The sequence below is a fragment of the Thioclava sediminum genome (genome assembly GCF_002020355.1).
Taxonomy (GTDB): domain Bacteria; phylum Pseudomonadota; class Alphaproteobacteria; order Rhodobacterales; family Rhodobacteraceae; genus Thioclava; species Thioclava sediminum.
The window spans coordinates 540631-554231 of the sequence record NZ_MPZV01000001.1 but is presented as its reverse complement, the minus strand read 5'-3'; the positions used below and the strand labels follow the sequence as shown (position 1 = coordinate 554231).

The window sequence follows — 13601 nt, the reverse complement described above, 5'->3', positions numbered from 1 at the left end:
CACGCCACCAAATTCCCGTGAGTTGCCCGGGACCTGCGCCGCGCGCGTAGCCGACGCAGGTCCGGTGAGGCTCAGCCGCCGGTATGGCTCATGTGGCGCGACATCTGGCCCGAGACGGTCTGGCGTGAATAGTCGAAATCATGGCCTTTGGGCTTGCGCGAGATCGCCTCGCGGATCGCGGCTTCCAGCGCCGCGTCGTCCTCGTTGGCTCGCAGGGGCGCGCGCAGATCGGCGTTGTCCTCCTGGCCCAGGCACATGAACAGCTCGCCCGTGCAGGTCACCCGCACACGGTTGCAGTTCTCGCAGAAATTATGCGTGAGCGGCGTGATGAAGCCGATCTTCTGGCCGCTTTCCTCCAGCCGGACGTAGCGCGCGGGCCCACCGGTCGATTCCGCCAGATCGGTCAGGGTGAACCGCTCGGCCATCGCCTTGCGCACATCCGAGAGCGGCCAGTATTGATCGAGCCGCAGATCGTCGCCCATCTCGCCCATCGGCATCACTTCGATAAAGGTCAGATCGAAGCCCTCCGCCGCGCACCAGTCGATCAGGGTGAACAGCTCGTCCTCGTTGAAGCCCTTCAGCGCGACGGTGTTGATCTTGACCTTGAGACCCGCGCGTTTCGCGGCCTCCAGACCTTTGAGCACCTGTTCGAGCCGTCCCCAGCGCGTGATCTTCGCGAATTTGTCGGCATCGAGCGTATCGAGCGAGACGTTGATCCGCTTCATGCCCAGTGCCGCGAGATCATCGGCGAATTTCGCAAGCTGCGAACCGTTGGTGGTCAGCGTCAGCTCGCGCAGATCACCGGTCTCCAGATGCCGCGAGATCGAGCGGAAGAAGGTCATGATGTCACGCCGCACCAGCGGCTCGCCCCCGGTGATGCGCAGCTTCTTCACGCCGAGGCGGATGAAGGTCGAGCAGAGCCGGTCCAGTTCTTCGAGCGTCAGCAGTTCTTTTTTCGGCAGGAATTGCATGTGTTCGGCCATGCAATAGGTGCAGCGAAAGTCGCAGCGGTCGGTGACCGAAACCCGCAAATAGTCGATAGGGCGGGCGAAGGGGTCGATGAGGGGCGTGTTATCCATGGTTCGGAAAGTAAGGCGCGGCGGGCGGGGCGGCAAGGGTCGTCGCGTGGATCACGTGCGGGCAGGGCGCAGAGCGGGGGGTGGCAGTCGCCTCGGACTGCGCATAGGCTCAACGAAATTTTAAGGAGATTTCGAATGCGCAAACCCCTCTCCCGCCCGATCTTGGCGCTTACGCTGATGACGCCTATCGCGGGCTGCGCCACACTGGGGCTGAACGGCCCGAACGCCACGGGCCCGGCGACCACGGCAGCCCCCGACGCCGCCGCTCCGGTCGCGGCCCCGATCCCGAAACCGAGTGCGAAAACCGCCGATTCCCTTGATACCACCACCGCGGAGCAGCGCGCAGAGGCGGCGAAGAAACCCATGGGCGGCGAGACCAAGCTTGGCACCACAATCGCGAGCCTTGGCGATCCGGCCGATCCGGGCTTCTGGGTGAAGACCGGGCTGGTGAAAAGCGAGACCCCCGGCCGGATCGAAGACCCGAAGACCGGCAAATCCGCGAAGGTCACGCTGATCCCGTCGGGCAAGGCGGCTGGCTCGGGCTCGGAAGTGTCGCTGCCGGCGCTGCGCCTGCTCGAGGTGCCGCTGACCGATCTGCCTGAACTCACCGTCTACAAACTGTAAGCAGCGCGATGAACCCTCTGCGCGAGATCGACATTCCGCCGCTCTGGCTCGTGCTGTTCGCGGCGCTGGTCTGGGCGCTGGGGCAGATCGTGCCGATGCCGTTTCGCTATGATCGCGCGCTCGGGATGATCGCGATCGCGTTGGGGCTCGCACTCATGCTGGCCGCGGTGGGGCAGATGCTGCTTCACCGCACCACCTTCATTCCGCGCCGTGACCCGTCCGACCTCGTGACCTCCGGCGTCTTCGCGCTGTCGCGCAACCCGATCTATCTCGGCGACGCGCTGGTGCTGGCGGGGCTGGCGCTGATCTGGCATGCGCCTTTGGGGCTTCTGCTGGTGCCGGTCTTCATGTGGTTCATCACGCAGCGCTACATTCTCGGCGAGGAAGCCCGGATCGCCGCGCATTTCGGCGACGCGTACACCGCCTACCGCGCCCGGACCCGCCGCTGGCTCTGATCGAGCCGCGGCAAAGTGCTGCGCCCGTCAAAAAAGCTGGTGGCGGTGCAATCGGGTCGCAGCGCAAAATGGACGACCTAACGCTCTGATATTAAACCATAAATCACCCAAAAGTTCGGTATTCAATGGTATACACGAACCGGTGAGGCGCGCCGTGACCGATTAACAAGGTTTTACGGCCCATCGGTGCTTGTGAAACATTATTGCGCGATGCTAAGGAGTACGACGCAAGATTCCGGGTGCGCAGGCCATCGGCTAAACGCACCGCTATCCAAGGGGGAGTTAGAGTGAAAATCGGAGCTCCAAAGGAGATTTTCGAGGGCGAGGCGCGGGTCGCCATGACGCCCGACTCGGCTTTGCAGCTGCAAAAGCTGGGCCATGAGTGCTTCATCGAGACCGGGGCAGGCGTCCGTGCCGGCTTCACAGACGAGGCTTACGAGGCCGCGAATGTGACCGTCATCAAGACCGCCGCCGCGCTGTTCAAAGAGGTGGATTTCGTCATCAAGGTTCGCCCGCCGAGCGATACCGAGGTCAAGCGCCTCAAGCCCGGCCAGACCCTGATCTCGTTCTTCTACCCGGCCCAGAACGAAGAGCTTCTGAAAGCCGCCGAGAAGACCGGTGCGAACGTGATCGCGATGGACATGGTCCCGCGGATTTCGCGCGCGCAGAAGATGGATGCGCTGTCGTCGATGGCCAATATCGCGGGCTACCGTGCGGTGCTCGAGGCAGGCAACAACTTTGGCCGCTTCTTCACCGGTCAGGTGACGGCGGCGGGTAAGGTTCCGCCGGCGAAAGTGCTCGTGGTGGGCGCAGGCGTCGCGGGTCTCGCTGCGATCGGTGCCTCGACCTCGCTGGGGGCGATCACCTACGCGTTCGACGTGCGTCCCGAAGTGGCCGAACAGATCGAGTCGATGGGCGCCGAGTTCGTCTATCTCGACTTCGAGGAGGCCGCGAAAGACGGCGCCGAGACGGGTGGCTATGCTGCGCCGTCCTCGCCGGAGTTTCGTGAAGCCCAGCTTGCCAAATTCCGCGAACTGGCGCCCGATATCGACATCGTCATCACCACCGCGCTGATCCCGGGCCGTGACGCCCCGGTGCTCTGGACCAAGGACATGGTCGAGGCGATGAAGCCGGGTTCGGTGATCGTGGACCTCGCCGCCGAGCGCGGCGGCAACTGCGAACTGACCGTGCCGGACCAGAAGATCGTGAGCGACAATGGCGTGACCATCGTCGGCTATACCGATTTCCCGAGCCGCATGGCGACGCAGAGCTCCACGCTCTACTCGACCAACATCCGTCACATGATGACGGACCTGACGCCCGAGAAGGACGGTGTCGTCGTTCATGACATGGAAGACGACGTGATCCGCGGCGCGACCGTGGCCTATCAGGGCGAGATCACATTCCCGCCGCCGAAACCCAAGGTGGCCGCGATCGCGGCGCAAAAGCCGAAGGAAAAGGCCAAGGAGTTGACGCCGGAAGAGAAGCGCGCCGCCGAGGTGGCCGAGTTCAAGAAGCAGACCCGCAATCAGGTGACGCTGCTCGCCGTGGGCGCGATCGTGCTTCTGGGCGTGGGCCTCGTGGCGCCGGCCAGCTTCATGCAGCACTTCATCGTTTTCGTGCTCAGCTGTTTCGTGGGCTTCCAGGTGATCTGGAACGTCTCGCACTCGCTGCACACGCCGCTGATGGCTGTGACCAATGCGATCTCGTCGATCATCATCCTCGGCGCGCTGTTGCAGATCGGATCGGGCTCTTGGCTCGTGATCGTGCTGGCCGCGCTTTCGGTGTTCATGGCCGGGATCAACATCTTCGGTGGCTTCATGGTCACCCGGCGCATGCTCGCCATGTTCCAGAAGTCGTAAGAGGGGGAGAACGTAATGGAAAACGGATTCTCGACCGCCGCCTATGTCGTCGCGGCAGTTCTCTTCATCCTCTCGCTGGGCGGCCTTTCGGGGCAGGAAAGCGCGAAACGGGCCGTGTGGTATGGCATCGTCGGCATGGGCCTTGCGGTTCTGGCGACGCTGATCGGCCCGGGTTCGGGCCTGTGGCTTCTCTCGGTCATCCTGATCGCGGCCGGTGGCATCATCGGCTGGTTCGTCGCGAACCGGGTGCAGATGACGGAAATGCCTCAGCTTGTGGCCGCGATGCACTCGCTGGTCGGTCTCGCCGCCGTCTTCGTGGGCTACAACGCCTATATCGAGATGGCGCGCGTCGGCGCGATGGGCGCGGAAGAGCAGCACGCGCTGAAGGGCTTCGCCGCTCTGATCGCGCATAAGACGCCGGTCGAGCTGTCGATCCTGCGCGTCGAGCTGTTCCTCGGCGTGTTCATCGGGGCCGTGACCTTCACCGGTTCGGTTGTCGCCTTCGGCAAGCTCGCGGGCAAGGTGACCTCGAAGGCCACCAAGCTGCCGGGCGGTCACATGCTCAACGCCGCAGCCGCGATCCTCTCGGTGATCCTGCTGATCCTGTTCATCAACGGGGCGGGCGCCTGGGCGCTGATCGCGATGACGCTTCTGGCCTTCTTCATCGGTTACCACCTGATCATGGGTATCGGCGGCGCCGATATGCCGGTCGTGGTGTCGATGCTGAACTCCTATTCGGGCTGGGCCGCGGCGGCGATCGGCTTCTCGCTGGGCAACGATCTTCTGATCGTGGTCGGCGCGCTGGTCGGCTCCTCGGGTGCGATCCTGTCCTACATCATGTGTAAGGCGATGAACCGCTCGTTTATCAGCGTCATCCTCGGCGGCTTCGGCGGCACCTCCGGTCCCGCGATGGAAGTCGAGGGCGAGCAGATCGCGATCGACGCCGATGGCGTGGCTTCGGCTCTGCGCGACGCCGATAGCGTGATCATCGTGCCGGGCTACGGCATGGCGGTGGCGCAGGCTCAGCAAGCCGTGTCGGAACTGACCCGCAAGCTGCGCAGCCAGGGCAAGGACGTCCGCTTCGCGATCCACCCGGTCGCGGGCCGTCTGCCGGGCCACATGAACGTGCTGCTGGCCGAGGCGAAAGTGCCTTACGATATCGTCCTGGAAATGGACGAGATCAACGAGGACTTCCCGGATACCGACGTGGTGATCGTCATCGGTTCGAACGACATCGTGAACCCCGCCGCACAAGAAGATCCGAACTCGCCGATCGCCGGCATGCCGGTTCTGGAAGTGTGGAGGGCCAAGCAGGTCTTCGTCTCGAAGCGCGGTCAGGGCACCGGTTATTCGGGCATCGAGAACCCGCTATTCTACAAAGAGAACACCCGGATGTTCTATGGCGACGCCAAGGACTCGGTGAACCAACTGCTGCCGCTGATCGACTGATCGGCAGGGCAGGAAAATTGGAAACGGCCGGTCGATGGACCGGCCGTTTTCGTTTGGGATGACTGGCTCGGGGCGACTAGCCCCGGGCCGCGCCCGACCCTCCCCCCGGGAGGGCGCATTGGCGATGTCGGCGCGGGCATGGAAGTTGTTCGGGCTTGCGAGATAAACCGCCCAGCCACATGCGTTGCAACGCGCCCATCCGAGGCTCGGGCGCGTCCCTCTGTCGCTAAGTGGAAAATCTAGGGCCTTACGCCCCCACGGCCTCACCGGCCAGCTTGCGAATCCGCTCCACCATCGCGCGCAACCCGTTCGAGCGCTGCGCCGAGAGGTGGTCGTTCAGGCCCAGACGGCCCAGCTCGGCGGGCGCGTCGACCTTCAGAACGTCCTCGGCCGTCAGGCCGGAGTAAAGCGCATGCAGGATCGCGATCAGGCCCTGAACGATCATCGCATCGCTCTCGCCCTGAAAGTCGAAGGTCGCCTGCGGGCCCTCGCCCTCGATCCGGGGCAGCAGCCAGACCTGGCTCGCACAGCCCTCCACCTTGGTCGCGGGCACCTTCACCGCATCGTCCAGGGGCGGTAATTCGCGGCCCAGCTCGATCACGTGACGGTAGCGGTCCTCCCAATCGTCGAGAAATTCGAAGGTCTCGGCAATCTCTTCAAAGGCTTCGCGCGCCATGGTTACTCGCTCCTACGGACAGGGAATTGCCTATTGGGTAACGGGTTCGCGCCCGAGGGTCCAGACGCGGCTTTTCAAAAGCGCTACAATGGGCTACCACAAATCCGGGTCCAGACCCGGGACAGTATCGGAGCCATCATGAACAAAGCCCTGATCGCGGCACTTGCCCTGACGCTCACCACCGCAGGCTGCGGCACAATCCGTGACAGCAAGCTCAACCCGTTCAACTGGTTCGGGCGCGACACGGCTGCACCGGTGGAAACACTCGCGCCGCGCGGCGGCTACCCCGTGAAGGTCGGCAAGCCGAACCAGCAGCAGGTGTCGCAGGTTTCCTCGCTCTCGGTCGAGAAGATCCCCTCGGGTGCGATCATCACCGCGATGGGCCTGCCGCCGACGCAGGGCTATTGGGATACCGATCTGGTCCCGCTGAATGGCGGTGCGCCGGATGAGAACGGCACGGTGACCTATGTCTTCATGGTTTCGCCGCCGCCCGCCGACAGCCCCGATGCGCGCCGGGTGATGACCCCGCAGTCGCGCGAGGTTTCGGCGGCTGCGTTCCTGAGCACTTACAAGCTGCAGGGCGTGCGCAAAATCGTCGTGCAGGGCGTCTCCAACGCGCGGTCCGTCGCGCGTTGATCGTCACTTCAGTTGATTGAGATGAGGCTCGGGAGACCCCGAGCCTTTTTCTTGTCGCCTTGCCCGGATCAGCCGCGACAGCGGCCCGGGCAGCGCCCAAGCGCCCCCACGGGCGGGCGCTTGTGGGGTGTCAGCGCGCGCACTGAACGCGTCCGAAACTTTCAGGGATAAAGCGAAGACCACCAAAGAAGGGGGCGCCCACCCGGCGGTCAGGCGCAGCCCTCTGGTGACCTCACACGTCGATCAGCTTCACCGCGCCGCTATCGGCGGTCAGCGCCACTTCGCCTTTGGCCAGACGCAGCGCGTCAGTGCCGAAGACCTCCGCGCGCCAGCCCTGCAGGGCGGCGACGTCGCGCTTGCCGGCGGCGATGCGATCCAGATCGGAGGATGTCGCGATCAGCTTCGCGGCGACGCCTGCCTGCTGCGATTTCGCCTTCAGAAGCACCCGCAGCAGATCGCCGAGCGCGGTGTCGACCTGCAATTGCTGGGCCTGATTGTCGGGGCGGGGCAGCTTCTCGTTGGGCATCTCCAGCCCTTCGCGCACTGCCGTCAGAATGCCCTCGGCGATCTCGCCCTTGCGAGCTTCGCGCAGTAGCAGGCGCGACTTGCCCAGCTCTTCGATCGAAGAGGGCTTGGTCGAGGCCAGCTCCAGCAACGCGTCATCCTTGAAGATACGGCTCCGCGGGATGTTGCGGTTCTGGGCGTAGCCTTCGCGGAACTGCGCCAGCTCGCGCACGATGGCGAGGAAACGACCCGAATTGGTCCGCGTCTTCACACGCTTCCACGCCTCTTCGGGGCGGTTGATATAGGTCTCGGGGTTCAGCAGAACCGCCTCTTCCTCTTCCACCCAGGCATCGCGGCCGGTTTTCTTCAGCTGTTCGTCGAGGAATTCGTAGATCACGCGCAGATGGGTCACATCGGCGATGGCATATTTCTTCTGCGCCTCGGTCAGCGGACGGCGCGACCAGTCGGTGAAGCGCGAGGATTTGTCGAGCGATTGCTTGGCGATCTTGCGCACCAGCGTCTCGTAGCCCACCTGCTCGCCGAAGCCGCAGACCATCGCGGCGATCTGCGTGTCGAACAGCGGATCGGGGAAGACCTGCGCGTCGGTGTAGAAAATCTCCAGATCCTGCCGCGCGGCGTGGAAGACCTTCACGGTCTCCTTGTGGCGGTAAAGATCGTAGAGCGGCTCGAGCGAGAGATCGTCGGACAGCGGATCGACCAGAACGGCCTCGCCTTCGGTCTCGCCATGATTGGGGAGCGCCATCTGCACGAGGCACAGCTTGGACCAGTAGGTCCGCTCGCGCAGGAATTCGGTGTCGACGGTGACGTAGGGCTCTTGCTTGGCCTTTTCGCAGAAGGCCGCGAGGGCCTCGGTCGTGGTGATGGTCTGCATATCGCGCTTTCAATTCGGTGCGGGCTCATCCCGCGCAGGTGCAAATTCCCTAGACCTTCATGGGGCAAAAGGGAAGGGCGGCGCGTGTTACGGCCCGGTTTGCGTGGCAGAAGCGCCAGTTTCAGTGCTGAAGGAGGAACGCGGCCCAGGTCAGCCCGTAGAGCACCGGCTGGTGGATCAGGTAGATCGGCAGGGTGTGACGCCCCGCAAACAGCGCGACTTTCATCACCCCGCGCGTCTGATCGGGCTGGTAGCGCGCGGCCCGTTTCCAATAGCCCAGACGGTCGAGCAGTTTCGCCGCGCCCATGCCGATCAGGAACGGTCCGATCCACGGGAAGACCGGCTCGAAATCCATCGAGGGGCGCCACTTCGTCGACAGCCCCAGCCACCACAGCCACGGGTGATTGAGCAGCTCGAACGCGTAGTTCAGATGCACCCAGACCGCGATCACGCCAAGCGCCGCCAGCAGGATCCACGGCAGGAACAGAAGCGCGGCACCGATCAGCGAACTGACCGCGATGGAATGCAGGATGCCGTAATAGATGAAGTATTCCGGCATCATCACATAGGTCGCCGCACTCACCAGCGCCGCCGCGACCACCACCTTGCCGATCCGCTTCCAGAACGGGGCGGCACGGAAGCCATGGCGATGGGCGAGCACGAGGCTGGCGCCGGCCATGAAGATGAAGGTGCTGGCGACCACGCGGGCGAAATCGAGGAAGGCGGGGTGAAACACCGTGCCACGCGGCACAAAGCCGAAATTCTCGAGATCGTAGGTCAGGTGGAAGATCGCCATGCCGATCAGCGCCACGGCCCGGATCAGGTCGGGGGCGATCATGCGCCCGCGCGGGGCCGTATCCGGGGTCGTTTCCATGCGTCAGTCATGCGCGAAGCGACGGCCGCTCGCAAGCGGATGCGGCGCATTTCGGCGTGAGCGTGCTTACAAATGGGCGCTTACAGAAAGACCGGCGTGCGGTCGCCCTCGGCGAAGCGGCGCAGCACCGCCGGGTAGAGGCGGTGTTCCTGCACCAACACGCGGGCCGACAGATCGTCAGGCGTGTCGCCCGGCTCGATCGGAACGCGCGCCTGACCGAGGATCGGCCCGTCATCGAGCACCGGCGTCACCTCATGCACGGTGCAGCCCGCCACCGCATCGCCCGCCTCGATCGCGCGCTTATGCGTGTGCAGACCGGGATATTTCGGCAAGAGCGAGGGGTGGATATTGAGCATCCGGCCCTCGAACTGCGCCACGAATTCCGGCGTCAGCACCCGCATGAAGCCCGCGAGGCAGAGGATATCGGGCTTCGCGGCGAGGATCGGTTTCAGCAGCTCGGCCTCGAACGCGGCGCGATCCTTGCCATAGGGGCGGTGGTCGATGGCGGCGGTCGGTACGCCCATCCGCGCGGCCTTCTCCAGCCCTGACGCCCGCGCGTCGTTCGATGCGACGAGCACCGGGCGGGCAGGGTGGTCCTCTGCCATGCTCTCGACCAGTCGGACCATGTTCGAGCCACCGCCCGAGATCAGGATCGCGACACGGATCACAGCAGCGCGCCCTCGTAGGCGATGCCCTCATTGGCGGTGACGGTGCCGATGCGGGTGACGCTCTCGCCTTCGCCTGCGAGCAGGGTGGCGACCTCGTCGGCCTTGTCCGCTGCGACCACGACGATCATGCCGATGCCGCAATTGAAGGTCTTGAGCAGTTCGCGCTCTTCCATCGAAGCGGTCTCGGCCAGCCAGCGGAACACGCCGGGCAGTTCCCACGCGTCGAGGTCGATCGTCGCGCCCATGCCCTCGGGCAGAACGCGGGGCAGGTTCTCGGTCAGGCCGCCGCCGGTGATATGGGCCAGCGCGTGAACGCCGCCTGCGCGCACCGCGGCCAGGCATTGTTTGACGTAAAGCCGGGTGGGCGCCAGCAGCGCCTCGCCAAGCGCGCCCTCATCGAAGGGGCAGTCCGCGTCCCAGCCGAGGCCGGACATCGCGACCACCTTGCGCACGAAGGAATAGCCGTTGGAATGCACACCGTTCGAGCCGAGGCCCAGAAGCACGTCGCCCTCGGCCACGCCTGCGGGCAGGTCGGTGCCCCGCTCCATCGCGCCGACCGCGAAGCCCGCGAGGTCGAAATCGCCCTTGGAATACATGCCCGGCATTTCCGCCGTCTCGCCGCCGATCAGCGCGCAGCCCGATTGCGCGCAGCCTTCCGCGATGCCCTCGATGATGCGCGCGGCCTGATCCAGTTCAAGCTTCCCTGTCGCGAAATAATCAAGGAAAAACAACGGCTCCGCGCCTTGGCAGACCAGATCGTTGACGCACATCGCCACGAGGTCGATCCCGATCGTGTCGACATTGCCGGTGTCGATCGCGATGCGCAGCTTGGTGCCCACGCCATCGGTCGCGCCGACGAGGATCGGATCGTTGTAGCCGGCCGCCTTCAGATCGAACAGCGCGCCGAATCCGCCCAGACCCGACATCGTGCCCGAGCGCTGCGTGCGCTTGGCTGCGGGTTTGATCCGGTCCACCAAAGCATTGCCCGCGTCGATATCGACGCCCGCATCGGCATAGGTGAGGCCCTGTTTTTTCTCGGTCATCGCGGCGCACTCCGGCAAGTAAACTCCTGGCCGAAGCCCTAGCGTAACCGCACGCGCCCCGCAACGTCGAAGGGGATGGGGGTGCGCGCTTTCTTGACGCGCGCGTGCGGCCTGACTAGAGGAATACGCAATGGTGGGCCTGTAGCTCAATTGGTTAGAGCAGGGCGCTCATAACGCCTTGGTTGCGGGTTCAAGTCCTGCCGGGCCTACCAGTTTTCCGCCGAAATTTCCGCGGCTTCGTGGCCGTGTTGCCACGACTCTCCCTATGCGTGTCGCCTCGCCCGGAAAGCCCCCATTTCGCCCAATTTGCGCCGTGAGACGATCACGAACCCGCGCCAAATGAGGGCCTTGTTAGAGTATCAGTAACTATAAAAATCGAGCAGCCACGTCATAGGCCCCGATATTTTTGCACAGTCTTCGAAAGTCGGAGACCGGTCCCTCGCGGGCCTGTCCGGCAGAAACAAGGTAAAGCAGCGGCGACATGGCCACGACGTTCAACTGGATATATCTCGGCGTCGCCGAGGACGCGAACGGCAATATCTACTACTTGGATTCCCAAGAGGGAAATTCGAGCATGGAGAATTACAACCTTCTCCAGAACGCCTCCGCCGGGTCCTCCACCGATCCGCTGTTCAGCCACATCACCGAAGCAACGCTGATCGACAATGGCGGCTCGAGTGGCGTTCTCGACACCAATAACAACACGTCCAACGACACGATCCGGACCGATATCGGTGACGGTCAGGGCGTTCGCGATTTCACCTATGACGGTCTGGTGGTCTACAACACGACCATCACCTACACCGACGGCACCACGGCGAATGTGCAATCGGTCCTCGTGCAGACCACGACGGGCGAAGTGTTCCTCGCGCCGGAACTGTCGAATAATGCAACCACGGCGGCCTATGAGGCCAAACCGATCCAGTCGATGATCATCGGCTCAGCGGTGAGCTATCAAAACACCAATCTCGCGCAGGATCGCTACGTCACCGGCTTCGACGACGGCTACGTCGACGGCACCGATAGCGCGGACCGGATCGACGTGAACTACGTCGAGCCGATCGCGAATGGCTCCGACCGCGTGGACAATAACGATGCGGGGCTCGCGGGCAGCAGCGGCAATGACGACTACATCCGCGCCTATGGCGGCAACGATACCGTGCTGGCCGGGCTCGGCAACGACACGGTCGATGGCGGCACGGGCGACGATTCGATCGATGGCGGGTCGGGCAATGACTCGCTGATCGGCGGCACTGGCAATGACACGCTCCTCGGTGGCAGCGGAAACGACACGCTCACCGGCAACGACGGCAACGATTCCCTCGATGGCGGCGCGGATAATGACTGGCTCGACGGTGGCATCGGTAACGACACGCTGATCGGCGGTCTCGGGAATGACCGGCTGATCGGCGGCGCGGGCAACGACTCGCTCGACGGCGGGGCGGGGACCGATACGCTCGACGGCGGCACGGGCAACGACACGCTGCATGGCGGCGCGGGCGGCGATATCCTGTCGGGCGGAACCGGCATGGACTATGTCGACTATTCCGATTCCGCGAGCGCGGTGAACATCAACCTCGGCGCGGGAACGGCCACGGGCGGCGATGCGACGGGCGATACGCTCAGCGGCGTCGACGGGATTTACGGCTCGGCAGGCAACGACACGCTGATCGGCTTCGACGGCGCCTCCTCGGACCCGACGGATGGCTACACCAACGTCTTCTACGGCAATGGCGGCGACGACTATATCGACGGCGCGGGCGCGGATGACATCCTCTACGGCGGCACCGGCAACGACACCGTGCTGGGCGGATCGGGAAACGACTCGCTTTACGGCGACGAAGGCAATGACAGCCTCGTTGGCGGCACCGGCGATGATACGCTCTTCGGTGGCGACGGGAACGACGTCCTGCAGGGCGGGGCCGGGAGCGACCAACTCGACGGCGGCGCGGGCAATGATACGCTCTCGGGCGGCGGCGGCGACACTCTCGTCGGCGGCGCGGATGCCGACAGGTTCATCGACCTCGTCCCCGGCGACACGATCGACGGCTCGGAGACGGGCGACGATTTCGACATCATCGACCTCAGCGACTGGGGCTGGGACAATGTCGCCGTGCATCGTGACGCGGCGAACCCGGAAAACGGCACGATCGATTTCTATGACGGCAATGGCGCGGTCGTCGGCACGGTCAACTTCTCGAATATCGAAAAGGTCATCCCCTGCTTCACGCCGGGCACCTTGATCGCGACGCATAGCGGCGCCCGCGCGGTCGAAAGCCTGCAGGTCGGCGATCGCATTCTGACTCGCGACAGCGGCTTTCAGGTCATCCGCTGGATTGGCACCCGTGCGCTCAGCGCGGCGGAACTGCTGGCGAAGCCGGAATTCCGCTCCATCAAGATCGCACCGGGCGCGCTGGGCGCGAACCAGCCCGAGCGCGAGATGCGCGTCTCGCCGCAGCACCGCATCCTGCTGACCGGGCCGCGCGCGCAGCTGATCGCGGGCGAGCCGGAGGTGCTGGCTGCCGCGCGCCATCTTGTCGGACTGCCGGGGATCGAGATCGACGAAGAGGCCGAGGCGGTCACCTATATCCACGTGATGTTCGACAATCACGAGATCGTTTTCTCCGACGGGCTCTGGACCGAGAGCTTCCAGCCGGGGCAGGCGACGATGAACGATATGGATCAGGCTCAACGGGCAGAATTGCTTGCGCTGTTCCCCGAACTGGACGGCAAAGTCGAAAGCTACCTCGCCGCGCGGCCCAGCCTGAAGCGCCACGAAGCCCGGATCATCGTGGCCGCCTGATCGGGCAAGAGCCACTTCCGTGCGACCTGCTTGCCC

General features: G+C 64.4%; 12 protein-coding genes and 1 tRNA gene. 7 read left to right on the top strand and 6 right to left on the bottom strand.

Going from position 1 to position 13601, the window contains the following annotated elements:
- Positions 1 to 71: 71 nt before the first annotated feature.
- Positions 72 to 1079, bottom strand: a complete 1008-nt coding sequence (moaA, locus tag BMI91_RS02445) for a GTP 3',8-cyclase MoaA (RefSeq protein ID WP_078546490.1) — start codon at positions 1077 to 1079, stop codon at positions 72 to 74.
- 135 nt (positions 1080 to 1214) lie between these two features.
- Between moaA and BMI91_RS02440 the strand changes: the two genes are divergently transcribed.
- The 4 genes from BMI91_RS02440 to BMI91_RS02425 all read left to right on the top strand — a co-directional run bounded on the left by BMI91_RS02440 (position 1215) and on the right by BMI91_RS02425 (position 5469).
- Entirely contained in the window at positions 1215 to 1703 is a 489-nt protein-coding gene (locus BMI91_RS02440) for a hypothetical protein (protein WP_078603848.1), read from the top strand.
- An 8-nt stretch (positions 1704 to 1711) separates the two neighbouring features.
- Positions 1712 to 2158 carry a methyltransferase family protein gene (locus BMI91_RS02435; RefSeq protein ID WP_244176536.1) on the top strand — a complete coding sequence of 149 codons (447 nt, stop codon included), beginning with the start codon at positions 1712 to 1714 and terminating at the stop codon, positions 2156 to 2158.
- Positions 2159 to 2445: 287 nt separating this feature from the next.
- Positions 2446 to 4020, top strand: a complete 1575-nt coding sequence (locus BMI91_RS02430) for a Re/Si-specific NAD(P)(+) transhydrogenase subunit alpha (RefSeq protein ID WP_078599360.1) — start codon at positions 2446 to 2448, stop codon at positions 4018 to 4020.
- 15 nt (positions 4021 to 4035) lie between these two features.
- Positions 4036 to 5469: an NAD(P)(+) transhydrogenase (Re/Si-specific) subunit beta gene (locus tag BMI91_RS02425; RefSeq protein WP_078603847.1), complete on the top strand. Its 1434-nt coding sequence runs from the start codon at positions 4036 to 4038 to the stop codon at positions 5467 to 5469.
- A 247-nt stretch (positions 5470 to 5716) separates the two neighbouring features.
- On the opposite strand, the gene BMI91_RS02420 is transcribed toward BMI91_RS02425, so the two are convergent.
- Positions 5717 to 6145, bottom strand: a complete 429-nt coding sequence (locus BMI91_RS02420; RefSeq protein ID WP_078603846.1) for a SufE family protein — start codon at positions 6143 to 6145, stop codon at positions 5717 to 5719.
- Positions 6146 to 6283: 138 nt separating this feature from the next.
- On the opposite strand from BMI91_RS02420, the gene BMI91_RS02415 reads away from it, so the two are divergent.
- Complete coding sequence (locus tag BMI91_RS02415; RefSeq protein WP_078519497.1) at positions 6284 to 6781, top strand: hypothetical protein; 498 nt, start codon at positions 6284 to 6286, stop codon at positions 6779 to 6781.
- Between the two features lie 232 nt (positions 6782 to 7013).
- On the opposite strand, the gene rnd is transcribed toward BMI91_RS02415, so the two are convergent.
- The 4 genes from rnd to purM all read right to left on the bottom strand — a co-directional run bounded on the left by rnd (position 7014) and on the right by purM (position 10762).
- A complete protein-coding gene (gene rnd / locus BMI91_RS02410) occupies positions 7014 to 8177 on the bottom strand; it encodes a ribonuclease D (protein WP_078519496.1) in 1164 nt (387 codons plus the stop codon).
- Between the two features lie 121 nt (positions 8178 to 8298).
- Positions 8299 to 9051 (bottom strand): acetyltransferase domain-containing protein, encoded by a 753-nt coding sequence (locus BMI91_RS02405; RefSeq protein WP_078603845.1) that lies wholly within the window; start codon positions 9049 to 9051, stop codon positions 8299 to 8301.
- Between the two features lie 80 nt (positions 9052 to 9131).
- Complete coding sequence (purN, locus tag BMI91_RS02400; RefSeq protein WP_078603844.1) at positions 9132 to 9719, bottom strand: phosphoribosylglycinamide formyltransferase; 588 nt, start codon at positions 9717 to 9719, stop codon at positions 9132 to 9134.
- Positions 9716 to 10762, bottom strand: coding sequence for a phosphoribosylformylglycinamidine cyclo-ligase (purM, locus tag BMI91_RS02395; RefSeq protein ID WP_078603843.1), 1047 nt, complete (start codon positions 10760 to 10762; stop codon positions 9716 to 9718). Before purM ends, purN begins: the two co-directional genes overlap by 4 nt.
- Positions 10763 to 10897: 135 nt before the next feature.
- Between purM and BMI91_RS02390 the strand changes: the two genes are divergently transcribed.
- A tRNA-Ile gene (locus BMI91_RS02390) sits at positions 10898 to 10974 on the top strand.
- 269 nt (positions 10975 to 11243) lie between these two features.
- The gene (locus tag BMI91_RS20275; RefSeq protein WP_146683990.1) at positions 11244 to 13565 is read left to right on the top strand and encodes a Hint domain-containing protein; all 2322 of its coding nucleotides are present in this window, start codon (positions 11244 to 11246) and stop codon (positions 13563 to 13565) included.
- The last annotated feature ends 36 nt before the right edge of the window (positions 13566 to 13601 follow it).